The organism is Chryseobacterium taichungense, from assembly GCF_900109935.1.
GTDB lineage: Bacteria > Bacteroidota > Bacteroidia > Flavobacteriales > Weeksellaceae > Chryseobacterium > Chryseobacterium taichungense.
This window is the reverse complement of sequence record NZ_FOBV01000003.1, coordinates 356,905-379,114: the sequence shown is the minus strand read 5'-3', so window position 1 is coordinate 379,114 and position 22,210 is coordinate 356,905. Positions and strand designations below refer to the sequence as shown.

Genomic DNA, 22,210 nt, shown 5'->3' with positions numbered 1-22,210 from the left:
ATTGTAAAAATATCTGGAAATGGAGAAAATATTGTTTTTAACAGATTTCTCGGAAGTAGCAGACAATGCTTTCATTTATGCATTGTCGGTTGCAGAGAAAATAAATGCAGAGATACACATTCTGCACATTGTCCACATTATCGAAGCTAAAGATACAGACGAACAGATGCGTGTACATCCCTTAGCAACATTCTATAATAAGCAATTAGAAACCGATGAATGGTCTGGTTTTAAAACCGAAGCAAAAAAGCTAGAAAAAATTGCCCAAGACAATCACAAAATGAATGTCCCTGTGGAATTTCATTTCGAGAAAGGTTATTTTCAGGAAGTTGTGGATGATTATATTGAAGAACTAGATATCGATGTAGTGGTAATGGGTACTTGGGGAGCTAATACGGTCGATAAAAAACTGTTCGGTTCACATACGGGAAATTTGATTAATCATTTGGAGATACCTTTATTCGCTATTCCAGAACAAACTGTTTTTTCCGAAGTACGGAATTTTACGCTTGCCGTAACCCTGAACGAAAACGAATACAAAATCGTAAACCGTTTAGCCGGAAGGTTACAGAAAGCAGGCGGAGACCACCTGAAATGCGTATATGTAGCAGAAAATCAGAAAGAAGCCTTAAAAGCTGAAGCGAAGAAAGAAATGTGGAAATCAAATATCAACAGTGCTGAAATCTCATTGGAAATCATTATTAATTCCGATGTAATAGACGGATTAAACGATTTTATGAGCTCCAATTCAACCGATGTACTGTGTGTTATCCATCGGCATAAAAGCTTTCTACAAAGACTGTTGATAACTAATTACACCAAGCATTTGCTACAATATTCAAAAACAGCTTTGCTTATTTATAACAATGAATAATTACGCATTGATTTCTGACTATAACTTTTAAAAAAAATGAACAAAATATTAAAGACTTTTTTTGTCTTAATTATAGGGTCAAATCTTGTATTAGGACAGAAAATAAAAGAAGATTCTTTAATTGAAAGTGGGTCTGTTGATTTGCTTCTAATTGATAAATCAACATTCAAAAAAGGAACAATGTTCGCTTTTTGGGGATGGAACAGAGCGGGATTCAGTGATTCTGATATTAGATTCAAAGGCAATGGTTATGATTTTACGCTCCAAAATGTAACAGCACACGACAGACCTTCGGAACTGACTTGGGATTACATCAATCCAGGACAGGTTTCGAAACCGCAGTTCAATTTCAGATTTGGATATTTTTTCAAAGATGATTTGGCACTAGTTGTTGGAACGGATCACATGAAGTTTGTGATGGATCAAGATCAAACGGCAAAGTTCACTGGAAATATATCAGATCCTACTTATGCTTCAATGGTTCAGAATGGACAAGTGGATTTAAGTAGCGGAGAGTTCCTTACCTTTGAGCATACAGACGGCCTGAATTATGTAAATGCGGGAGTTGAGAAATATAAAAATATATTAACAAAGAAGAACTTTGATGTCTTTTGGGCTTACGGAGCGGGTGCAGGTGTTCTTCTTCCAAAAAGCAATGTTAAACTTTTTGGAAATGAGAGAAGTGACAGATTTCACGTAGCTGGATTTGGATTGGACGCAAGAGCCAATATCAATCTTGTTTTTTGGAATCATTGGATGGCAAGAGTAGAGGGGAAATTTGGTTACATCAATATGCCAGATATCAAAACTACACTTAACAATAAACCTGACAAAGCAAGTCAGGACTTCGTATTCTACCAAATTAATTTTGGAATCGGATACGTTTTTAATAGAAAATTAAAGAACTAAAAAATATACATTAAGCTATAAAAATAAAAGATCGAACTCCAAAAATCGAAATACTCTGGATTTTCTTTGGCATACACACTGCAAATGCTTTAGAAATTGTAAGACGAAAGTACGCTTATCAATGAAAGATAGTCCCTTAAAAAAACAATATATTTAATCTTGGGGAACGTGTGCCTTGTTGTATCGAAAATCAACAATTTTAGTAGCAAAAAAAATCAACTTTGATTAGGTTTAACTTACCAAAATAAACAGGGTATTAATTATAAAACATCCAAAGATACAAAACCATTAGCCGACACAAGCATTTCTCGTAAAAAATCTATAAAATCCATCTTTGGTATCTTTTTTTTGTAAATTCACGTCACAAAAATTTTAATATAACCAAATTAAATTTAATTACTATGGCAAAATTTCTCAAAACCATTCGCAACACCGTAAAACATTGGTATATCCCGGCAATTATCGGTGTATTGTTTATTCTGCTTGGCGGTTATTTGTTTAGCGTCCCAGCAAAGACTTATTTTACGCTGACGATATTTTTCAGCCTATCATTCTTGTTTTCGGGAATTTTAGAAATCCTGTTTTCTGTTCGAAATAAAGAAGAACTCGAAGGCTGGGGCTGGTATCTAACAAGTGGAATTTTTACTTTGCTAATTGGTATTGTATTAATCACAAAACCCGAAGTTGCTGTAACCACACTTCCATTTTTCGTTGGTTTTAGTTTGTTGTTCCGTTCTTTTCAAGGATTGGGATTTGCCTTTGAATTGAAACATAACGGTGTCATAAATTGGGGAAATCTGGCAATTTTGAGTGTTTTGGCCATTATATTTTCGTTTTTGCTTATCGCTAACCCAATTTTCACCGGAATGTCACTGGTCGTAATAACAGCTTTATCGTTTATTATTACTGGAATATCGGCTATTGTACTGGCTTTCCAATTGAAAAAATTGAAAACACTTCCAGGTGAGCTGAAAGACAAAATCAAATATTTGAAAGAAGAATATTATAAGGATATTGAGAAATAGATATAACAAGTATAATAAATATTAGGATTATGAGTACTAAAGAGCATATTTTAAAAAGGGCAGAAGAATTATTTTTTAGAAAAGGATACCATTCTACTACAATAAGGGACATTGCCACAGAAGCTTCTGTAAATTGTTCTATGATAAATTATTATTTTCTAAGTAAGGAAAATTTGTATGTGTCAATATTTGGACAGCTTCATGCTTGTTTAGAAGCTATACCTGTAATAGCTGAAAATGGTCATAGTTTTAGTGACGGTGTAAAAACTTTTATAGACCAAACAATTAATGTAGCTTATCTTCATCCGAAATTGGTTTATCTTTTTATGATAGAACAGTTACAGGCATCGACAATGAAGATAGGAGATATTGTAAATTCCATTCAGAAAAAACACTTTGAATATTTTTGTTCTCTTTTCAAATCATACAATAAGAATAATACATCAATTCCTGTCAGCCGATTAGAAACAACTTATTTTGCTATTTTTGGATTGGTCAAAGAGTTTGTTCGGGTTGAAAAAATCAATTCCGAAGCTGGTAAAAATAAAGGACGAAAGTTTGAACTGAAAAAATTGAAAGACTATACAGAAAAAATAATTTCTTTAAATCAGCTTTGAAAGCGTTTTATATACTTTTTAAAGTATTCATTTTTTTTAATCTTCAAAAAGAAAATCGGATAATCTTTGGGTCATCCAATTTTTCTTGATGGCAAACATAAAATGCCAAACACAGCCTCTCAAAGCTAAACTATACAACATATCTCTTCATTTCAAAAAGCCTTTCTAAATTCAACTTCCACAGAAAAATGAAGCAAGCCATGTAAGTTATCGCAACAGAAAATCTTCATTGAAGGGAATGAAAAACTGAAAGCACTTTTAGAACTGACCGAAAATTCTATTCGGAAATACAATTCAATTTTCAAAGAAGAGAAATGGCTTGATAACCAAGAAGTGTGTCTAATGGTGAACAATACAAAACGCACTTTGACCTACAATGACGAGTCTAATTGCCATATTCCAAATTGAACGGCAGTAATTATCTTAAACTTTCGTATATACAGGCTTTGCTCGAAGCCTTACACCCGTACAATTCCAACGACAATTAATTTATTTACAAATGACAATGAAGAAATCATTGCCCATAAGGAAATGATAACGCAGCTAAGAAGCCGTATCGAAAGTATATTGAGAAATTACCGTCCAGTAATGAATGGAGAAATATACATATCTATGAGGACTGCTCCATATTAGCAAAAGGACTTTACAGCAATATGGTGATGATAAATCCTGCCATTTATACAAATTGGGGTGAGATAATTTATAAGGAAACGGATATTCTAACCGTCTTGGAACAGAACTATATTAAGGTAATTTCTACAGGCGCTGATCCCTGAATTTTCTTCGCAAAGAATAATATCTAAGTAATAACGATCATACCAAAGTGCAAAAAGCAACAGTCCAACAGGAACAGAAGTGTTTCTAATTCAAAGTAGAGAAAGGCACCCTCCAATGATACCTCTAGCAAAGAAACAGCAAATGATTTTTAATTTTAAGTGAATACTTTTTTTGAGTTGTCACGTACCAAACCTTTTTTTGATAGCTAGTTCTACAAAACTCAAAACGGACATCGTATAAACCCAAGCCGTGTTATGTGCACACTGCTTATCCTATCGGAGATAAAAATCAAATTCACGGATAAAATCTGTTGTTAGTTCCCGAAATGCCATATTGCTACGGTAGCGTTCCGTTATAAATTCCTTAAGATGATTGTAAACCATGATTTATTTATTATAGGTGCTACTTGAACGTTCTTCTTTATCGAGTAATTTTGAATTCCTCACTCTGATCGTTAAAACACTTTTAATATTGCATCATTCATTACACCGACGCCCAAAAACGAGAGCTTTACTTTCTGTGCCTTTACAAAACCCTCGTGCTTCAGCATATCTTTATATATTTGTCGATATGCCCACGTATGTTATCCAATCATTGGTTATTGCTAACTCTTACCCAAAACTCTTCCGTGTTTTAAATCACAATTGTTGGGGCTAATTTCAAACTTTGTGCCGAAAGTTTTAGGCGTTCCGTCAATAGTAAAACGTACCATAACCAGGACATTACCGTTCTTTTTTGGTTCGTTCTTTTCAAATAGAAAGTAGTTTTGAACGTGGACTTTAACCAAAACATATCAGACAGCGAGTTCCAAACTAAGACTACTATTTTACAATCATTGTATAGCAACGATTTTAATCGTTTTGCTTATTTTTACTTTTTATTAATCTTTTTTTACGAAATTATATAGTTGTTGTCATTATTAATCAATAGGTTGTTTTGCATTTATCATTAACTGATTGATCTTTTCTTATTTATTTTTTGCTTATGTAACAAATGTTACTGACTGGTTTTATCAAATTATATAGCTTTACAAAACATCAAAAAGTATGGCTATGGAAAATCATTTTCAAATCATCATCATCGGAGCAGGAACAGGAGGAATTATGACTGCTGCTTCGCTCATAAATACCAATAAATCCTTCAAAATTCTCATCATAGATCCTTCCGAGAAACATTATTACCAACCAGCGTGGACTCTTGTAGGAGCTGGAACTTACGATTTTAAAGACACAATACGACAGGCAAAAGATTTAATTCCCACCGGTGTAACCTGGCTTAAAAATAAGGTCACCGAAATTCATCCCGACCAAAACAAAATTTCTACAGATAATAACAAGAGTTTTTCTTACGAATATTTAGTTGTTGCGCCGGGCTTGGTAAATAATCTTTCTCTGGTGGAGGGTTTAGAAGAGGCAGTAAAAACGGGTGTAGTATGCAGCAATTACATAGACCCCGAATTTACCTGGGAATCTCTTCAGAACTTCAAAGGAGGAAATGCGCTCTTTACTTTGCCTACAACGCCCATCAAATGCGGTGGTGCACCGCAAAAGATAATGTATCTTGCAGCAGATTATTTTAGAAAAAAAGGAATTTCAGATAAGGTGAAAATTACTTTTGCGCTTCCGGGTGGTGTTATTTTTGGCGTAAAAGAAGTCGCTGAAACGTTAATGAAAGTAATCGACCGTTACGGTATCGATTTAAAAACACTACACGCACTTTATAAGATTGACCCAGTCAATAAAATTGCCTACTTTAAAAACGAAGATCGTATTATTGAGATGCCGTTTAATTTCCTTCATCTTGCGCCGCCACAGGAAGTTCCGGGCTTTATTAAAAATTCAGTTTTAGTCAACGAAGCAGGCTGGCTTGATGTAGATGTTAACAGTCTTCAGCACAATAAATTTCAAAATATTTTCGGAGTAGGAGATGTAGCCGGACTTCCTACAGCTAAAACAGGAGCGGCAATCCGAAAGCAGGTTCCGGTAGTGGTCTCTAACCTCATCAATATGATTTTGGGAAGCAAGGCAGATAACAAATCTTATAATGGCTATTCTTCCTGCCCGCTGGTAACAGGTTACGGAAAAATGGTTTTGGCAGAATTTAATTATAAAAATGAATTCACACCAGACCCGAATCTCAAAAAGATGCTCATTTCAGACAGTTCAAAAGAGCATTGGAGACTTTGGATTCTCAAAAAATATATTCTCCCGTATCTGTACTGGAACAAAATGCTGAAAGGAAAAGAAGTTTGAAATGTTTACCAAAAAAGTTACGTCAATAATTTTGGTGTTTGCTTTTTCATTGTTTAAAACACAATCTGTTAATTTAGATAATCGTGATAAAGTGCTCATCTCAGGAAATCTTCGGAACTTTTTGATGTCAACAGATAATCTTAAAGGTAAAGATTATTGGGCGGATGCATTAGGCGGAAATCTAAAGTTTGAATACAAACCCGTAAAACATATTTCCATTGGAGTTTCTGCTTCGTATCTTTCTAAAGTTTTGTCATCAGATTTGGATGAAAAAGATTTGGGATCCGGAAAATCATCCAAGTGGGAACGGGAACTTTTTGACTTATCTTCTCCTGAGAATGCTTATGCCGTTTCAAGGCTTAATCAATTTTATGTACAATATCAAAATGGGAAATCAAAACTTACAATAGGGAAAATTCCTGTTGAATATTCACCGCTTATCAATCCAAGTGACGGCAGAATGCTACCTATAGAATATGGCGGATTGAGCTGGAATTTCACTTCTGGTAAGTCTCAGGTTGATGTAGCACTGCTTAACTCTGTTTCGATGCGCTCAAATTCAGAGTGGTCAAAAATAAAGGACGCAATCGGAGTATTGGATAATGGATTCCAGCCAGATGGTTCAAAAGTAGACTATCTCAATAAAAGCAATGCCTTAGGTGCTACAATTTTTCATTACGGAAGAAAGTTTAGACTAGCAGACATTAATTTTTACAACATTCATTTAGATAAAATACTCAATACCTCTTGGTTTCAGCTGGGTTTAAATTTTCCTAAATGGGATTTGGGGTTTATTTACAGCTATCAGATTCCGGATTCTTACCAAAATCGATTAAAATATTCAGAAAGATATGTTCAGCCAGATGAAAACGGTCAGGTTGCCAGTTTTTTGCTTCGGTATAAAATCAAAAAATTTGCGTGGGAATTTGCTTATTCTAAAGCTTTTGATACCGGCAGATTTTTATTTCCGAAAGAATTGGGAAGAGACCAGTTTTTCACATCGCTTCCGAGAAGCAGAATGGAAGGTTTTCGAAATGTTGATATTATAAAAGCTACGGTCTTATTTCATCAGGGAAAATGGTCGGCTCATTCAGATTTTAGCATCAGCAGCGGAGCTTCCGAAAATGATTTCAAAAATAATAAATACAATACAGATGATTTTTTCCAATGGAACAGCTTTGTCGCTTTCAGAATCACTAATAAACTGGAAGTTGACTTGCTGTACATCTTTAAAAGAAATCTCCAAACCACAAATCCAATTGCAGTTTATCAAAAGACCAATTATAATCAGTTAAATTTAATAACGAATTATTGGTTTTGAAAAAAAATAACTTATGTAACAAAAGTAGCGGTATAGCATTTTGCAAAACCCGAAATTTGTATTATAAAAATAAAAAAGTATAACCCTAAACAAATTACATTATGTTTTTTCAGCATATTTATGATAAGAGCCTTGCGCAGGCGAGCTATTTAATCGGATGTCAGGCAAAAGGTGAAGCCATTGTTATCGATGCCAAAAGAGATATCGACACTTATCTTCAGATTGCCAAAGAAAATAATCTTACGATTACTCATATTACAGAAACCCACATTCACGCCGATTTTTTATCGGGTTCCAGAGAACTTGCGAAAGTGACGGGAGCTGAAATGTATCTTTCGGATGAAGGTGGTGAAGATTGGCAATATCAGTTCCCGCATACCGGATTAACCAATGGAGACACTATTAAAGTCGGAAATTTAACTTTAAAAGTCATTCACACACCAGGACATACACCGGAAAGCATCAGCTTTTTATTGACCGATCATCCCGCAACGGACGAACCCGTAATGATTTTCACGGGAGATTTTGTTTTCGTGGGAGACATAGGAAGACCTGATCTATTGGAAAAAGCAGCAGGAATTACAGGAACTCAGGAAAAAGGAGCAAAAGAAATGTATCATTCTGTTCAGGATTTCAGCAAATTGCCAGAGTTTATTCAGCTTTGGCCTGGACACGGTGCTGGTTCGGCTTGCGGAAAGGCTTTGGGCGCAGTTCCAAGTTCCACAGTAGGGTATGAAAAGATCAGAAACTGGGCTTTTCAATATGAAGAAGATGAAGAAGGTTTTGTAAAATACCTGTTGGAAGGACAGCCGGAACCTCCGAAATACTTCGCAATGATGAAGAAGCTCAACAAGGTGGATAGACCTTTATTGACAGAAGTTCCAGAACATCCGAAACTTTCCAAAGAAAATTTTTTGAAAGCTTATCAAAGCGGTGTTAAAATTATTGATACAAGAAATAAAGCAGATTTTGCCCAAGGTTTTATACCAAAAAGCATCAATATTCAGGGTAATAATTCATTTTCCACGTGGATGGGATGGATTGTCAATTATGCTGAGCCGTTTATTTTAGTTGCACAGGAAGAACAAATGGAAGATCTTACCCGAAAACTGATGAGAATCGGGATGGATCAGATGATGGGCTATGTTGATGACGTAAAAGATTTAGACTTAGAATTACAGACTGCTGATATTATTGATATTGAAGAATTCAAATCTTATCTGAACAGAGATGACGTTCAGGTGGTTGATGTAAGGAATAAAACCGAGTATGACGCAGGACATATTGAAAATGCTGAGAATGTCTTTGTGGGAACTTTAGCGCATAATCTGGATAAAATTTCCCGTGAAAAGCCAATCGTGATTCATTGCCAAAGTGGTGACAGAGCGACGATTGCCTATTCTCTGCTAAAGAAAAACGGTTTTGAGAATGTGAAAAATTTCTCCGGCGGAATGAAAGAATGGATAGAAAAAGCGAACACTGTAAAAAATTAAGATGGATATATTATCAATGTTATTTGGAAAAAAAGACAATGCAGCACTGGACAAAGCGTTGGAAGAAGGCGCTTTTTTGGTAGATGTAAGAACGCCCGGAGAATTTGCTTCGGGAAGTGCAAAAGGAGCTGTTAATATTCCTTTGGATTTTGTCAAAGATCAGATTTCCAAGTTTAGGAACAAGAAAAACATCATCGTTTTCTGCAGAAGCGGAAACCGTAGCGCAATGGCAAAAGGAACATTGGAACGAAACGGAATCACGAATGTTCTCAACGGTGGCAGTGTACAGAATATGATAAAACTAATGGAACAATAATGAAAGATTTTTGGGACGAAAGATACCGCCAGTCAGATTTTGTGTACGGAGATCAGCCTAATGTCTATTTTGCGGAAAAATTTGCTGAACTCACTCCGGGAAAAGTTCTTTTTCCTGCAGAAGGAGAGGGGCGGAATGCTGTCTACGCGGCAACTCAGGGTTTTGAAGTCGAAGCTTTTGACCAAAGTGAAGAAGGCAAAAAGAAAGCGATGCAGCTTGCAGAAAAAAACTCGGTGAAAATAAATTATACAACGGTTTCGGCAGATAAAATAAGTTATGAAAAAGAAAGTTTTGACCTTTTAGTAATGGTATTTTCCCATTTTCCTGAAACATTGAGACGGGATTTGCACAGAAAGTTTTCATCGCTTGTAAAGAGAGGCGGTAAAATTATTCTGGAAGGTTTCAGTAAAGAGCATTCTAAATTTCAAGACGAAAATCCAAATGCAGGAGGACCAAAACATTGGGAAATGCTTTATGATCTGGAGGATCTGAAAGCTAATTTTTCCGATTTCGATTTTCAGGAAGCATATATTTCCGAAACTGTGCTCAATGAAGGTGCTTATCATCAGGGGAAAGCTTCGGTTGTCCGCTTATTTGGTACAAAAAAATAAAGAAAAGTATGATTAATTTATTTAAAAACTGGAACTTTGTAAGGCTGTTTCGCTTATCAATGGGAATTTTTCTTATCGTGGAAGCCGTGAAATCAGGAATGTGGATTTTAGTAGCTGTCGGAGCAGTTTTTGTTGTAATGCCATTATTGAATATCGGCTGTTGTGCAACAGGAAATTGTTCGGTACCGAGTCGTGATTCAAAAAACAGCAGTGATGAGGTGCGATATGAGGAAATTAAATAAAAATTGAGCAAAATGAATAAATTTCAGGAACTAATAAGTCAACACAAACCGGTGTTGGTAGATTTTTTTGCAGAATGGTGCGGTCCGTGCAAAATGCAGGCTCCCATTCTTAAGGATCTAAAAAAAAATATAGGCGATACAGCAAGTATCGTTAAAATTGACATCGATAAAAATCAGGCTGTAGCGGAGCAGTTTGGAATCAGAAGTGTTCCGACTCTGATGATTTTTAAAAACGGTGAAGTGAAATGGAAGCAATCAGGAGTTTTTCAGGCGGATGAACTGGAAAGATTAATTAAACAAAACATTTAAATGTATAAAAATCTAATCGTTTTATTTTTTCTCATCGTATTGACAGGTTGTGGAAAAGCTCAGAATAGTAGAGAAAGCAATCTGTCTGCTACAGAATTTTCTAAAAAATTAAACCAGACCAAAGATGCTCAGTTGGTCGATGTGAGAACTTCGGGAGAATTCCGTAACGGACATCTTAAAAATGCAATGAACATTGACTGGACTGGCGGAGATTTTGCTGAAAAAGCAAAAGCTTTAGATAAAGATAAACCTGTATTCGTGTACTGTATGAGCGGACCGAGAAGTTCTGCTGCCGCTGAGAAACTCACAGAGATGGGCTTTAAAAATGTCTATAAAATGCAGGGTGGAATGATGAAATGGAGAAATGCCAGTCTTCCGGAAATCAAAGCATCCACTTCCGCAGGAATGAGTCTTGCTCAGTACAACGAAATGCTGAAAAGTGATACAGCTGTTTTAGTAGATTTCTATGCAGAATGGTGCGCTCCGTGCAAAAAAATGGAACCATATTTAAAAAAAATGGCTTCGGAAATGCAGGATAAATTGAAAATTGTCAGAATCAATGCCGACGAAAATACAGAACTTTGCAAAGAGCTGAATGTTTCTGCACTCCCGGTTTTGAAACTATACAAAAATGACAAGGTAGCCTGGGAAAACCTTGGTTTTGTAACGGAAGAGGAAGTTAAAAAACATATTTCCAAATAAAACTATTCTATAAAGTCTGTTAATATTTTTGACCTCATTATTTAAACATTTACATTTGCAAGAATGACTAATCAGAAATTAAATACAAATCATACAATGAGAAGCATCATCGGAATGTTTTTCATTGTATGCATTTTAATTTCTTCGTGTGCCGTAAAATACGGTATCAAAAATCTGTTCAACGTACCGCCTACTTCCACAAGTCATTCTTCAGTTCCAAAAGACAAATTTACGGTCACAACTTCTGCTTCGCAATGTAATTTCTGTAAGGAAAAAGAAATGACGGCGAAAAACGATACTCAGTTTTCCGTATCCGATTTTCAAGAGATTGCTGCATTTACATTTATTCTTTTTGCAGCCGCTTTTCTTTTTGTCAATATTCCGAAACATCCTTTTTACGGCTCTTCCAAAATAGGGAATGCTGTCCCCATCTTTATACAATACCGCAAACTTATCATTTGATTTAAAATTAATTCAATCTGTTAACAATAGCAGATGTAAATGATTTTATTTTTTTAATCCTTACCGGAATTTTTCGGTAGCTATTAATTTGTCAAAAAATGATAAGAAAAAGTCTATCAGTCCTATTCTTTGGACTGATCACACAACAGTCTGTCCTTTTCGCCCAGCAAGAATCACTCTTGGGTAAAATATGGACAGAAACACAAAAAAACTATTCAGGGATCCGTGCAGCCGAGTCTGCAATAGAATCTTCAGAATATAATGAAGAGACGGTGAAATCCAAGGCATTACCACAGGTAAAGCTTCAATATCAAAATACCTACGGCACATTAGAAGGAAGCAGTGGTGGTTTTTTCCCACAGTCCGGTTTTTTTAATGTTTCCGGAAACAGGAATTCAGGCTCCTCTTTATCCTCAAACAATTTCGGTTCGGCTATCGCGGAGTACGAGATCTATAACTTCGGGCGTCAGAAATCCGAGGAAAAATCAGCAAATGAGTTCACACAAAAACTCAGGACAGATAAAGAATCCTATCTGGTGAGGCTCAAAAGACTGCTCTCACAACGTTATCTTGACTATGTCTTTAATGGAGCAAAGCTCAGATGGGCAAAGAAAAACTCAACAAGGCTCGAAGAAATCCACAGTTCAAGCAAAGCACTTTCCCGTGCCGGTCTCAAACCGGAAGCAGATTCTGTTCTTACCTATTCATCATACGTTCAGGCGTTGGCAATAGAAGATAATTGGTTTGGAAAGCAGAAGGCATCCGCAGAAAAACTTAAGGAATTTTATAGTGATAATTTTAAAGTAGAGGATTACCAGGTCAGTCATTTTCTTGATCCTGAAAAAAATTCTTCCCATAATGAGAAAGTTAATCCATCACATCCTTTTTTAAAATCCATTCATCAGGAGTCCGAATACTACCAGACCAAAGCGGAAACAGAGAGAAGATCATCACTTCCGTCGATTAAGATTTTGGGAGGTTATGCTTACAGAGGTTCAGGAGCCGATTCGTATGGCAATGTCTCAGGGAAATGGACCAATGGTTTCTCCAATTCTGCCAACAATGCTCTGGTTGGACTTGGATTGACGTGGAATATCAGCAGTCTTCATACGAACAGGCAAAAAGCGAATATGCTGTCAAAAGAAGCGGAACGTATGGGTTATCTCGAAAACCAGTATCAGCTTTCAATGCAGACTGAGATTAAAGCCCTTGAAAACAGGATTGTAGAACAGCAAAAACAGCTTAAGAAAGAAAGTGCTTCTGTGAAAGGCGCATCAGATGCCTACGAAATGTATGTAGCAAGATACAAGAGTGGGCTTATTACCCTCACTGAACTGTTACAGGTCCGTCAGATTCTTGAGAATGCAGAAAAAAGTCAGATCGATGCCGCAAAAGAATTCTGGGAGCAGGTCATAGCAAAGGATGAACTCACCGGCGATTTTGATTATTTATTTACCCAACTTTAAAATTTTAGAATGAATTTAATACGTTTTGCGCTAAGAAAGCCCATTGCCGTAATGGTCGTTTTCCTGTCGGTCATTGTGCTTTCGCTTACAGCTATAAAAAAAATAAAAGTAGATATTTTTCCCGAGGTAGAGTTGCCTTCAATGTACATTGCGATGCCTTACGGTGGGCTTTCACCTCAATATATGGACGGTTTTATGTCCAATGAATTTCAAAAAGTCCTGCTTTTTGTGAATGGTGTCAAGAATATTGATTTCAAAAGTGTTCAGGGACTTACCTTAATGAAACTGACCTTTTATCCCGGCACTGATATGGCGCAGGCTGCAGGTGAGGTTTCCACGCAGGTTTCTCGGGCAATGGGATTTTTACCACCCGGTGCAGTACCACCAATGGTTGTGCGGTTTGACGGTAATTCACTTCCGGTCGGTCAACTCGTCTTTGAAAGTGACAATCACTCGGTAACAGATCTTCAGACAATGGTTCTTACCAAAATCCGACCGATGTTTGTTGAGATTCCCGGTATTACGGCTCCGGCACCTTTTGGCGGTAACATCCGTTCGATCGTGGTAAATATTGACCCGGCTGCAATGCAGAGTAACGGACTGAGTCCTGAAGAAATTACTTTGGCGATCACAAAAAGCAGCCATCCTTCGCCGGCAGGAAATATCAGAATGGGTGAAACGAATTATATGGCACCGATCAATTCCATAGCCAAAGATCCTGCGGAGTTTCTTAAAATTCCGATAAAGACCCAAGACGGTAGAACTCTTTACGTGGGAGATGTTGCCAATGTTCACGATGGAGCTGATCAGACATCTGGATATGCATTGGTCAATGGGAAACGCTCTGTCTATCTCCCGGTGATCAAAAAATCAGATGCTTCTACACTGACAGCAGTTGAAAATCTTAAAAAAGCAATGCCAAAACTGAGAGATCAGCTTCCAGATGATGTGAAGGTGAGTTATGAATTTGACCAGTCAAAATATATTGAACGCTCCCTTTCAAATCTAATTCATGAAGGAATTTTAGGCGCACTCTTTACGGGACTGGTCATCATTCTTTTCCTTGGTGATCTTCGAGGTGCACTGATCGTGGTCTTTACAATTCCCATAGCAATATTAACAGCCGTATGTGTGCTCTACTTTGCAGGATATACTATTAATATAATGACATTAAGTGGGTTAGCTCTATCCATCGGAATTTTGGTAGATGAAGCTACGGTCACGATTGAGAATATCCACCAGCATATGGAAATGAGGAAAACTAAACCCAAAGCCATTCTTGATGCAGTACTTGAAATTTCCATTCCGAAGGTGCTTATATTATTATGCATTTTGGCCGTTCTTACGCCTGCCTTCATTATGACGGGCATTCCAAAAGATATGTTTCTTCCGCTTTCTTTTGCAGTTGCATTCGCAATGATAGCTTCCTTTCTGGCATCCCAGACCTTTGTTCCGATCCTCGCTAACTGGATGATGAAGAATAACCATATCGAGAAGCATTATGTTAAAAACAGGAGTTTTTTCTATCGTTTCAGAACAGGCTACAGTCACAAAATGAGAAAATGGTCGGGAAGGACTTTGGTATTGTTTTCAGCCTATATTATTTTCTCGGGTCTTTTAATATTTTTAATGATGCGCTCTTTGGGAACCGATATTATGCCTCTTTCCAACAGCGGTGATTTTCAGATGAGAATTGATGCGCCACAGGGAAGCCGTCTGGAGAAAACTGAAAAGCTGGTGAAGGATATTCTCAAAGATATTGAAGCTATTTTGCCAGAAAATGCAATCAACATCAGTTCGGCCTATGTAGGCTTGCATCCAGCAGCAACGCCAATTAATCCCATATTTCTTTTCACCAACGGGACACATCAGTCTGTTTTGCAGGTTTCTGTGAATAAGGAGAATTTTTCAGGGTCTATGGAAGATTTGAAAGAAAAGATTCGCAAGACTATTGCTGAGAAGCATCCTGAAGCACAAATTAATTTTGAACCCATGGAACTTACCGAAAAAATCATCGGACAAGGTTCGATGACCCCGATAGAAATCAAGGTAGGATCTCCTAATCTGAAACTGGCGGTATCTCACGCAAAAAAAATAGAGGAAAAGCTGAAAAATAACGATTTCCTGCGAGACGTCCGCATTGCAGAGCCACTTCAATATCCGACGTTACAGATCAACGTAGACCGAAATCTCGCCGCGCAGTTCGGACTGACGATGCAGGATGTAACACGCAGTCTTGTGACCGCTACCTCTTCAACGCGATACACTGACAAAAACCTTTGGGTGGACCCAAAATCAGGACTTGTCTTTCAGGCACAGGTTCAGATTCCAGAAAGTATAATGAACTCTGAAGAGATCCTGAAATCCCTTCCCTTGAAAAAGGACAGCCCCAGACCCATTCTTGAAGATATTGCTACTGTTAAAAAAACAACCGCACCGGCGCAGGTCAACCGAAAGGGACCTATGAGATATGTAACGATTATTGGAAATTTTTACGGGAAAGATTTAGGCTCTGCTTCCAATGCGGTAAAAAATGCTATCAGTGAGACTGGAAAACCTCCAAAAAGTGTTTCTGTTTGGACAGAAGGCACACTGCAGCTACTGGATGATACACTCGACAGTCTTGCAATGGGACTTTTGGCGGCAGTATTAGCAATATTTCTGATGCTTTCTGCTTACTATCAATCATTTAAAGTTCCTTTTGTAGTTCTTTCTGTGATTCCTTCCGTGATCGTGGGAAGTCTTGTTTTGATTTATATTACCGGCAGTACGCTCAACCTACAGTCGTATATGGGAATGATTATGTCCATTGGTGTTTCTGTTTCGAATGCAGTATTACTTATCAATCAGGCAGAATACTACCGTAAACATTACCATACCAGCGCACTTCATTCTGCGAGAATGGCAGCCGCATCCAGACTTCGCCCTGTACTAATGACCGCTTTGGCGATGCTTGCAGGGATGATTCCTATGGCAATCGGGATCGGGGAAGGTTCTGAGCAGGTTGCTCCACTTGGTAGAGCTGTTATTGGTGGTATCATCGCATCCACTCTTACCATTCTGCTTTTGGTTCCACATTTTTTTGCGGCAGTAATGTCTAATGCAGGGCACTCAAATCCATCATTGGATCCGGAAGATGAGGAAAGTAAATTTTACGTACAATCTTAAATAATTAAAAAATAATGAAAATCATCAGCAAAATAAAATACATCTTTATTCCTTTCATTCTTTTGGGGGTGGCGTCCTGCTCGGGCGAAAAGGAAACTAAAAATGAAACAAAAAAAACTGTTCAGCCTGCTCAGTCTTTCCTGAACACAGAAATCAAGCTCATAAATCCCACTTATCAGATTTCCGTTCCAGGCGAACTGAAGCCGTATGAATCGGTGCAGGTTTTTGCCAAAGTGCCGGGATTTATCAGGAAAATTTATGTTGACAGAGGTTCGGTGGTTTCCAAAGGTCAGCTTCTTGCGGTTTTAGAAGCTCCGGAAATGAATCAGGATTACCTTTCGGATAAATCTTCGCAGCAGAAAATGTATACCGATTACCTCTACGCCAAGCAAGCTTTTGAACGGTTGCAGGATGCTTCCAAGACAAAAGGAGCAGTTGCAGATATTGAGCTGGACAGGGCTAAAAGCATTATGCGGAGCTCCAAAGCTGCGTATGATGCCTCCAAAGCGGGAACAGGCAGATCTTCGCAGATGAATCAATATCTGAGGATTACAGCGCCTTTCAATGGAGTTATAATGGATAGAAATCTTTCTGCCGGAGCTTTAGTTGGTCCTAATTCGGGGACGGCTCTTTTTAGTATGGCTCAGAAAAATAAATTGAGACTTACGGTTTCTCTTCCTGAAAAACACGCGTCAAGCATTACTGAAGGTATGGAAGCTGACTTTACGGTCAATTCGATTCCGGGTAAAACTTTTAATGCGCATCTCTCAAGAAATTCAGGGGTTATCAGTCAGGAAAACCGCTCTATGACGCTCGAATTCGATGTTTCTAATCCAGGTTCTGTTTTAAAAGGTGGTGAGTATGCACAGGTTCAGCTGAATCTGAAAAGAAATGCGCCCAGTTTTTTTGTGCCGACAAAAAGTATTCTGCAAACTCAGTCTGGAACTTTCGTAATGACTTTTAATGATGATACGGTGAAAAGAGTGGCTGTAAAAGAAGGAATTACGTATGAAAAGCTGACCGAAGTTTTTGGTGCATTTTCAGAAAACGATAAAATTTTAATAAAACCTTCCGAAGAATTGGAAGAAGGTAAAATATCAACCAAAAAAAAGAAATAATGCAAAATATTTTAAAATCTAAAATACCTGTTCTTATACTACCACTCTTCCTGTTTTCATCAGAAATCAATGCAATGCAGTCTGTCCCTCAACATAAAATTCAAATCCAAAATCCGAATCTCTTTGATGAAAACGATGATATTGTTTTAGTGGATGAAAACGGAAAGAAAATCTCGCTGAGTGAACTGAAAGGTAAAGTTGTCTTCATTAATTTTTGGGCAACCTGGTGCAGACCTTGTGTAGAAGAAATGCCGACACTCAACAGGCTGAAAAATAAATTCAAGGGAAATGATGATATTATCTTTGTTTTCCTTAATGTGGAAGCCAACCTGACGAAGGCTATGAAATTTATGAAGGATAAAAACTATGACCTTCCGGTATATGTTGCAGGAGATAATATACCTTCCAAATACTTTCAGGGTGCTATTCCTACAACTTTAATTTTTAATAAAAAGGGAGAACTCGAAGCACAGATTCAGGGTGGGAGAGATTTTGATCAGCCTCAGATTTATGAGGCGCTGAAAAAATTAACAGAACAATAATTAATATATTTAGACAATGGAAAAATTTAAAATATGGCTTCGGAAAAATTGGAGTACAACAATTCTGGTTTCAGTATTTATAGTTTTGCTGGTAAGCCCCGATGCAAAAGCCTGGCTGATGAGACAGATTATTTCAACCGGCCTTCTGAATTCTAAGATTGAAGAAAAGAAAGTAGAACCAATTTCTGAGTCGAGTTCTTCGGCCATCACTGAAAATTTCAGTGTAAGGAATGAAAAAGGAGATTTTATCCATACTTCTGAACTCAAAGGAAAAGTGGTTTTCATTAATTTCTGGGCATCGTGGTGTCCGCCTTGCCGGGCAGAATTTCCATCAATTCAGAAGTTTTATAATCAGTATAAATCAAATAAAGATTTGGTTTTTCTGACGGTAAATCTTGATGATGATTCTACTTTAGGTAAAATCTATCTCGAAAAAGAACAGTTTACTGTGCCTTTTTTAGCTCCGGAAGGCTCTATTCCGTCTTCATTTTTTAATGGCTCACTTCCTACGACGGTAGTTTTGGATAAATCGGGGAAAATCAGGATGCATCACGCCGGAATGGCAGATTACAGCAAAGATTCTTTCTATGAAGAAATCAATAAACTTTTAAATGAAAATCAATGAAAAAATTAATAAAAGTACTCACCTTATCAGTATTACTGACCGGCCTTATGAGTTTTGCTCAAGAGAAAACCTCTTACGTACCTGCGAAATCTATCAATCAGGAATATAATGCTCTCTACATAATCAACGAAGCGGATGACCAAAAATTAAAGGCTATTATCAGAAATATCAACAACGCTCTTGAAGATCAAAGATTGAAAGACAAACTGAATGTCGAGTTGCTGGCTTTTGGAGGCGGAGTGGAAATGTTCCTAAAGAAAAATCCATATCAGGAACTGCTTGTTAAACTGAAAAAAAGAGGTGTGGTAATGGTGCAGTGCGAAAATACGCTTCGTGAGAAAAAAATAGATAAGTCCGAATTGTTTGATTTTGTCAATTACACCCCCAGCGGAAATGGTGAAATAATTTTGAGACAGTATGAAGGCTGGGCAATAATTAAACCTTAAAAAATGAAATTATGAAGTTATCAATAGGATTTATCAACGATGTACACGGTTATATGGAGCCACACCCGGAGTTGTATTATGACTGTCAGAAAGAGTATGTAAAAAATGCAGGAGGTTACGCAAGAATTCAGAATATTTTTAAAAAGATCAGGGCAGAAAATCCGAATGCATTGTTCTTTGACGGAGGTGATACGTTTCACGGAACCGTTCCGGTCGTACAATCGAAAGGAGAGGTTTTGATTCCCGTACTCAACCAGCTTGGATTTGATGCAATGGTAGGTCATTGGGATTTTGCCTATACACCAAGGCATCTTTTGACATTGGGAAGTCAATTGGATTACCCTATTTTAGGATGTAATGTGTTTGATGAAAATGGAAATCAGTTTTTAAAACCGTACAAAATATCGGAAATTGGAGGACTCAAAATTGGTATTATCGGGATCTGTTCCAGTATTATCGATAAGACAATGCCAGAGAAGTTTAGTGAAGGCATAACGGTGACCGATGGAATTGAAGAGACAAATCAATGCGTCAGAGAATTAAGAGATAATGCTGTGGACGTTATTATTCTTTTGTCGCACAATGGTTATCCGCAAGATATTGAACTGCTCAAAAAAGTTGAAGGAATCGATATTTGTCTCAGTGCACACACCCATAACCGGATGTACGAACCAAAAAAAGCAGGAAACTGCATTATCATCCAATGTGGCTGCCACGGATCATTTGTAGGGCATCTAATGCTTGACATAGAAAATCGAATGATTAAACATTTTGATTACAAGCTCATTGAAACAGATGGCAGTATAGATGAAGATGAAGATGTAGAAGTTAAAAATCTGGTGGAAAAAAGTCTACAGCCTTTTTCTGAAATGAGAAATAAAGTTTTGGGGACAACAGATCATATCCTTCACCGCTATTCGACATTATCCTCAACTATGGATGATTTTCTTCTTTCTGCCGTCAATTTTGCGACGGACGTTGAGATCTCCTTTTCCAACGGGTGGCGCTACGGTGCGCCTATAGATGTCGGCAATATTACACTATGGGATTTATACAAAATCGTGCCGATGAACCCGTCTATTTCCACCACAGAGCTTACGGGAAAAGAGATCTTTGAAATGTTAGAAGAAAATCTTGAACGAACTTTTTCCGCTGAGCCGATGAAACAAATGGGAGGTTACGTGAAGCGTTGCAACGGACTGAAGATTTTGATGCGAATTGAAAATCCGCCGGGTTACAGAATTCAGGAAATCTATTTTAAGGGGACACATTTAGAAAAAGACAAGGTTTACAAAGTTGCTTTTCTCACGGAGCAAGGCATCCCGAAGAAATTCGGGAAAAACCGTACAGAAAATGGCTTGAAGGCGGTGGAAGCAATGGTAAAATATCTTGAAGAACACTCTCTTATTGAAAAATCTGGAGATTCGTTTCTTTTGGTTTGATAAATAAGGCAGAGAATTGGGAGATTTTCTGCCTTTTGTTTTCATTAGAGTTCAATTTCTATGTCTCTTTGAAAGCGCACTAATACCTGATTTTCTAACTTTTTCAAACGGTTCCTAAATTAGTGGCATAAAGTAAGGTATTCACTTCCCTAAAAGTATTGACTCACTACTTGACCAAACTGTTAATATAGTTTTCCAGATTTGAATAACCTGTTTTACTTATGATAGCTGCGTCCCCAGAATCCTTACCATTTAGATTATTTTTGGTTTCCCATTTGTTGGGGATGCCATCCGCATCTGTGTCTTTTAATTTTGAAATCTGCTTTTTCACTTTCGGTTGTCCGCCAGCATCGGCCTCCGTCTTAAAGATCTGACCTTTGTAACCGAGACTTTTAAAATACCCTATGATACGTTGATCTACCGCGTCGCGTTTCAATGAGGAACCGGCTTCGTTCATAATAACTTTCCACATATCTGTTGCGGCACTGATCTTAACATTACTTCTTGAGATTACTGAAGGTACTTTTACCAAAGTTGCTTTTTGTCTTATAAAATCTTCATCAGTCACCAACCGTCCGTTTACTTTACCATCTTTATCGAGATCGACATAATTATCTCTGTGGTATACATGATCTGTAGCAGTGAACATACTTAAAAAATCACCGGTAGAACTTGGTCCCGCAATAAAGTAATTGCCCACAATATCCTGATAGTGATCTGTTGCCGAGTGTCCTCCAACGAATGCGCTTTTACCCCAGTTGTAAACTACGTTATTAATATATTCGATCTTCGCCTTCGCTTTAGGATTGCGGCTCTGGTTTCCTGTCCATAGACAATGGTGTACCGTTATATCTACAGGATTTTCCAGAAGTGCGCCGAAACGTTGAGGGTCTATCCCTTCTCCGATAAGGCAATATTGAAAAGTTATATTGCTGCTGTTCTTTACGTGCAGGTTGTCCCATCTGCCCCATTCAATGGAAACGTGGTCAAAGATAATATCCTTCAAATCATCTGCTACCACGGTGCATGCGCCTTTGGGCATATCAATGCTTCCCCTGAATCTCATGTACCTGACAATGGTATTTCCACTAAAGGATACACTGTTGCCGTAAACCGTAACGCCAGTTCCAGGTGCGGTTTGTCCTGCAATGGTGATTCCCGGAGCAGCTGAGATCTTTTCATTGATCTTAATTACACCTGCAACATCAAAAACGACAGTTCTACCGCTCTTGCTTACCGCGTCTCTGAATGAACCTGCTCCTGTGTCGTTAAGGTTGGTCACGTAATAAACAGTTCCCCCACGACCGCCGGATGCATAGCGTCCAAAGCCCTCTGCTCCTGGAAATGCCAGCTGTTGTGCGTTGATCATCAAATTGAAAGAACATAAAATGAAGGATAGGGATATTTTCCAAAACATAGCCATTTGATTTATAACGAAGTTAGTGCGAACGTATTGATAGAGTGTCCTGCACTTTCTGTTTCTAAAAAATCTT

The 22,210-nt window shown here is 37.6% G+C and carries 23 protein-coding genes; 20 read left to right on the top strand and 3 right to left on the bottom strand.

The features are described 5' to 3' along the window. Positions 1-19: 19 nt before the first annotated feature. From BMW64_RS08485 to BMW64_RS08470, 4 genes are all read left to right on the top strand, one after another. On the top strand, positions 20-874 hold the full coding sequence (locus BMW64_RS08485) for a universal stress protein (protein ID WP_089999553.1): 855 nt from the start codon (positions 20-22) through the stop codon (positions 872-874). A gap of 36 nt (positions 875-910) precedes the next feature. Further along, positions 911-1,783, top strand: coding sequence for a hypothetical protein (locus BMW64_RS08480; RefSeq protein WP_089999552.1), 873 nt, complete (start codon positions 911-913; stop codon positions 1,781-1,783). A 401-nt stretch (positions 1,784-2,184) separates the two neighbouring features. Beyond that, positions 2,185-2,808 carry an HdeD family acid-resistance protein gene (locus BMW64_RS08475; protein WP_089999551.1) on the top strand — a complete coding sequence of 208 codons (624 nt, stop codon included), beginning with the start codon at positions 2,185-2,187 and terminating at the stop codon, positions 2,806-2,808. Positions 2,809-2,837: 29 nt separating this feature from the next. Next, on the top strand, positions 2,838-3,425 hold the full coding sequence (locus BMW64_RS08470; protein WP_089999550.1) for a TetR/AcrR family transcriptional regulator: 588 nt from the start codon (positions 2,838-2,840) through the stop codon (positions 3,423-3,425). Positions 3,426-4,474: 1,049 nt separating this feature from the next. Here the strand turns inward: BMW64_RS08470 and BMW64_RS20875 are convergent. Further along, positions 4,475-4,585 carry a phage integrase SAM-like domain-containing protein gene (locus BMW64_RS20875; RefSeq protein ID WP_228400885.1) on the bottom strand — a complete coding sequence of 37 codons (111 nt, stop codon included), beginning with the start codon at positions 4,583-4,585 and terminating at the stop codon, positions 4,475-4,477. 221 nt (positions 4,586-4,806) lie between these two features. Further along, complete coding sequence (locus BMW64_RS20870) at positions 4,807-4,914, bottom strand: hypothetical protein (RefSeq protein WP_228400884.1); 108 nt, start codon at positions 4,912-4,914, stop codon at positions 4,807-4,809. Between the two features lie 340 nt (positions 4,915-5,254). On the opposite strand from BMW64_RS20870, the gene BMW64_RS08450 reads away from it, so the two are divergent. From BMW64_RS08450 to BMW64_RS08375, 16 genes are all read left to right on the top strand, one after another. Further along, positions 5,255-6,454 (top strand): NAD(P)/FAD-dependent oxidoreductase, encoded by a 1,200-nt coding sequence (locus BMW64_RS08450; RefSeq protein WP_089999710.1) that lies wholly within the window; start codon positions 5,255-5,257, stop codon positions 6,452-6,454. A 1-nt stretch (position 6,455) separates the two neighbouring features. Continuing rightward, positions 6,456-7,775, top strand: a complete 1,320-nt coding sequence (locus BMW64_RS08445; protein ID WP_089999549.1) for a hypothetical protein — start codon at positions 6,456-6,458, stop codon at positions 7,773-7,775. A gap of 101 nt (positions 7,776-7,876) precedes the next feature. Then, positions 7,877-9,268 carry an MBL fold metallo-hydrolase gene (locus BMW64_RS08440; protein ID WP_089999548.1) on the top strand — a complete coding sequence of 464 codons (1,392 nt, stop codon included), beginning with the start codon at positions 7,877-7,879 and terminating at the stop codon, positions 9,266-9,268. A 1-nt stretch (position 9,269) separates the two neighbouring features. Then, on the top strand, positions 9,270-9,584 hold the full coding sequence (locus tag BMW64_RS08435) for a rhodanese-like domain-containing protein (protein ID WP_089999547.1): 315 nt from the start codon (positions 9,270-9,272) through the stop codon (positions 9,582-9,584). Further along, a complete protein-coding gene (locus BMW64_RS08430; RefSeq protein WP_089999546.1) occupies positions 9,584-10,195 on the top strand; it encodes a class I SAM-dependent methyltransferase in 612 nt (203 codons plus the stop codon). The genes BMW64_RS08435 and BMW64_RS08430 overlap by 1 nt, the downstream gene beginning before the upstream one ends. Positions 10,196-10,203: 8 nt before the next feature. Continuing rightward, positions 10,204-10,437: a hypothetical protein gene (locus BMW64_RS08425; protein WP_143052665.1), complete on the top strand. Its 234-nt coding sequence runs from the start codon at positions 10,204-10,206 to the stop codon at positions 10,435-10,437. Positions 10,438-10,449: 12 nt separating this feature from the next. Then, a complete protein-coding gene (gene trxA / locus BMW64_RS08420; RefSeq protein WP_089999544.1) occupies positions 10,450-10,746 on the top strand; it encodes a thioredoxin in 297 nt (98 codons plus the stop codon). Continuing rightward, a complete protein-coding gene (locus BMW64_RS08415; RefSeq protein WP_089999543.1) occupies positions 10,747-11,448 on the top strand; it encodes a thioredoxin domain-containing protein in 702 nt (233 codons plus the stop codon). Positions 11,449-11,544: 96 nt separating this feature from the next. Continuing rightward, on the top strand, positions 11,545-11,910 hold the full coding sequence (locus tag BMW64_RS08410) for a hypothetical protein (RefSeq protein ID WP_154656882.1): 366 nt from the start codon (positions 11,545-11,547) through the stop codon (positions 11,908-11,910). Positions 11,911-12,008: 98 nt separating this feature from the next. Beyond that, complete coding sequence (locus BMW64_RS08405; protein ID WP_089999542.1) at positions 12,009-13,376, top strand: TolC family protein; 1,368 nt, start codon at positions 12,009-12,011, stop codon at positions 13,374-13,376. Positions 13,377-13,385: 9 nt separating this feature from the next. After that, entirely contained in the window at positions 13,386-16,544 is a 3,159-nt protein-coding gene (locus BMW64_RS08400) for an efflux RND transporter permease subunit (protein WP_089999541.1), read from the top strand. Between the two features lie 14 nt (positions 16,545-16,558). Then, positions 16,559-17,662, top strand: coding sequence for an efflux RND transporter periplasmic adaptor subunit (locus tag BMW64_RS08395; protein ID WP_089999540.1), 1,104 nt, complete (start codon positions 16,559-16,561; stop codon positions 17,660-17,662). After that, positions 17,662-18,204 (top strand): TlpA family protein disulfide reductase, encoded by a 543-nt coding sequence (locus BMW64_RS08390; RefSeq protein ID WP_089999539.1) that lies wholly within the window; start codon positions 17,662-17,664, stop codon positions 18,202-18,204. Before BMW64_RS08395 ends, BMW64_RS08390 begins: the two co-directional genes overlap by 1 nt. A 16-nt stretch (positions 18,205-18,220) precedes the next feature. Then, positions 18,221-18,829, top strand: a complete 609-nt coding sequence (locus tag BMW64_RS08385; protein WP_089999538.1) for a TlpA family protein disulfide reductase — start codon at positions 18,221-18,223, stop codon at positions 18,827-18,829. Beyond that, positions 18,826-19,275 (top strand): DsrE family protein, encoded by a 450-nt coding sequence (locus BMW64_RS08380; RefSeq protein WP_089999537.1) that lies wholly within the window; start codon positions 18,826-18,828, stop codon positions 19,273-19,275. The genes BMW64_RS08385 and BMW64_RS08380 overlap by 4 nt, the downstream gene beginning before the upstream one ends. Before the next feature lie 11 nt (positions 19,276-19,286). After that, positions 19,287-20,717, top strand: coding sequence for a bifunctional metallophosphatase/5'-nucleotidase (locus BMW64_RS08375; RefSeq protein WP_089999536.1), 1,431 nt, complete (start codon positions 19,287-19,289; stop codon positions 20,715-20,717). A gap of 166 nt (positions 20,718-20,883) precedes the next feature. Here BMW64_RS08375 and BMW64_RS08370 read toward each other — a convergent pair whose 3' ends face one another. After that, entirely contained in the window at positions 20,884-22,086 is a 1,203-nt protein-coding gene (locus tag BMW64_RS08370; RefSeq protein ID WP_228400883.1) for a pectate lyase family protein, read from the bottom strand. Positions 22,087-22,210: the final 124 nt, after the last annotated feature.

Coding starts and splice junctions, on each gene's coding strand:
- BMW64_RS08430 (WP_089999546.1), top strand. CDS start 9,584: ATGAAAGATTTTTGGGACGAAAGATACCGCCAGTCAGATTTTGTGTAC.
- BMW64_RS08370 (WP_228400883.1), bottom strand. CDS start 22,086: ATGATCAACGCACAACAGCTGGCATTTCCAGGAGCAGAGGGCTTTGGA.
- BMW64_RS08390 (WP_089999539.1), top strand. CDS start 17,662: ATGCAAAATATTTTAAAATCTAAAATACCTGTTCTTATACTACCACTC.
- BMW64_RS08480 (WP_089999552.1), top strand. CDS start 911: ATGAACAAAATATTAAAGACTTTTTTTGTCTTAATTATAGGGTCAAAT.
- BMW64_RS08375 (WP_089999536.1), top strand. CDS start 19,287: ATGAAGTTATCAATAGGATTTATCAACGATGTACACGGTTATATGGAG.
- BMW64_RS08405 (WP_089999542.1), top strand. CDS start 12,009: ATGATAAGAAAAAGTCTATCAGTCCTATTCTTTGGACTGATCACACAA.
- BMW64_RS08385 (WP_089999538.1), top strand. CDS start 18,221: ATGGAAAAATTTAAAATATGGCTTCGGAAAAATTGGAGTACAACAATT.
- BMW64_RS08450 (WP_089999710.1), top strand. CDS start 5,255: ATGGAAAATCATTTTCAAATCATCATCATCGGAGCAGGAACAGGAGGA.
- trxA (WP_089999544.1), top strand. CDS start 10,450: ATGAATAAATTTCAGGAACTAATAAGTCAACACAAACCGGTGTTGGTA.
- BMW64_RS08425 (WP_143052665.1), top strand. CDS start 10,204: ATGATTAATTTATTTAAAAACTGGAACTTTGTAAGGCTGTTTCGCTTA.
- BMW64_RS08435 (WP_089999547.1), top strand. CDS start 9,270: ATGGATATATTATCAATGTTATTTGGAAAAAAAGACAATGCAGCACTG.
- BMW64_RS08380 (WP_089999537.1), top strand. CDS start 18,826: ATGAAAAAATTAATAAAAGTACTCACCTTATCAGTATTACTGACCGGC.
- BMW64_RS08445 (WP_089999549.1), top strand. CDS start 6,456: ATGTTTACCAAAAAAGTTACGTCAATAATTTTGGTGTTTGCTTTTTCA.
- BMW64_RS08475 (WP_089999551.1), top strand. CDS start 2,185: ATGGCAAAATTTCTCAAAACCATTCGCAACACCGTAAAACATTGGTAT.
- BMW64_RS08485 (WP_089999553.1), top strand. CDS start 20: ATGGAGAAAATATTGTTTTTAACAGATTTCTCGGAAGTAGCAGACAAT.
- BMW64_RS20870 (WP_228400884.1), bottom strand. CDS start 4,914: ATGGTACGTTTTACTATTGACGGAACGCCTAAAACTTTCGGCACAAAG.
- BMW64_RS08440 (WP_089999548.1), top strand. CDS start 7,877: ATGTTTTTTCAGCATATTTATGATAAGAGCCTTGCGCAGGCGAGCTAT.
- BMW64_RS08415 (WP_089999543.1), top strand. CDS start 10,747: ATGTATAAAAATCTAATCGTTTTATTTTTTCTCATCGTATTGACAGGT.
- BMW64_RS08410 (WP_154656882.1), top strand. CDS start 11,545: ATGAGAAGCATCATCGGAATGTTTTTCATTGTATGCATTTTAATTTCT.
- BMW64_RS08400 (WP_089999541.1), top strand. CDS start 13,386: ATGAATTTAATACGTTTTGCGCTAAGAAAGCCCATTGCCGTAATGGTC.
- BMW64_RS20875 (WP_228400885.1), bottom strand. CDS start 4,585: ATGGTTTACAATCATCTTAAGGAATTTATAACGGAACGCTACCGTAGC.
- BMW64_RS08470 (WP_089999550.1), top strand. CDS start 2,838: ATGAGTACTAAAGAGCATATTTTAAAAAGGGCAGAAGAATTATTTTTT.
- BMW64_RS08395 (WP_089999540.1), top strand. CDS start 16,559: ATGAAAATCATCAGCAAAATAAAATACATCTTTATTCCTTTCATTCTT.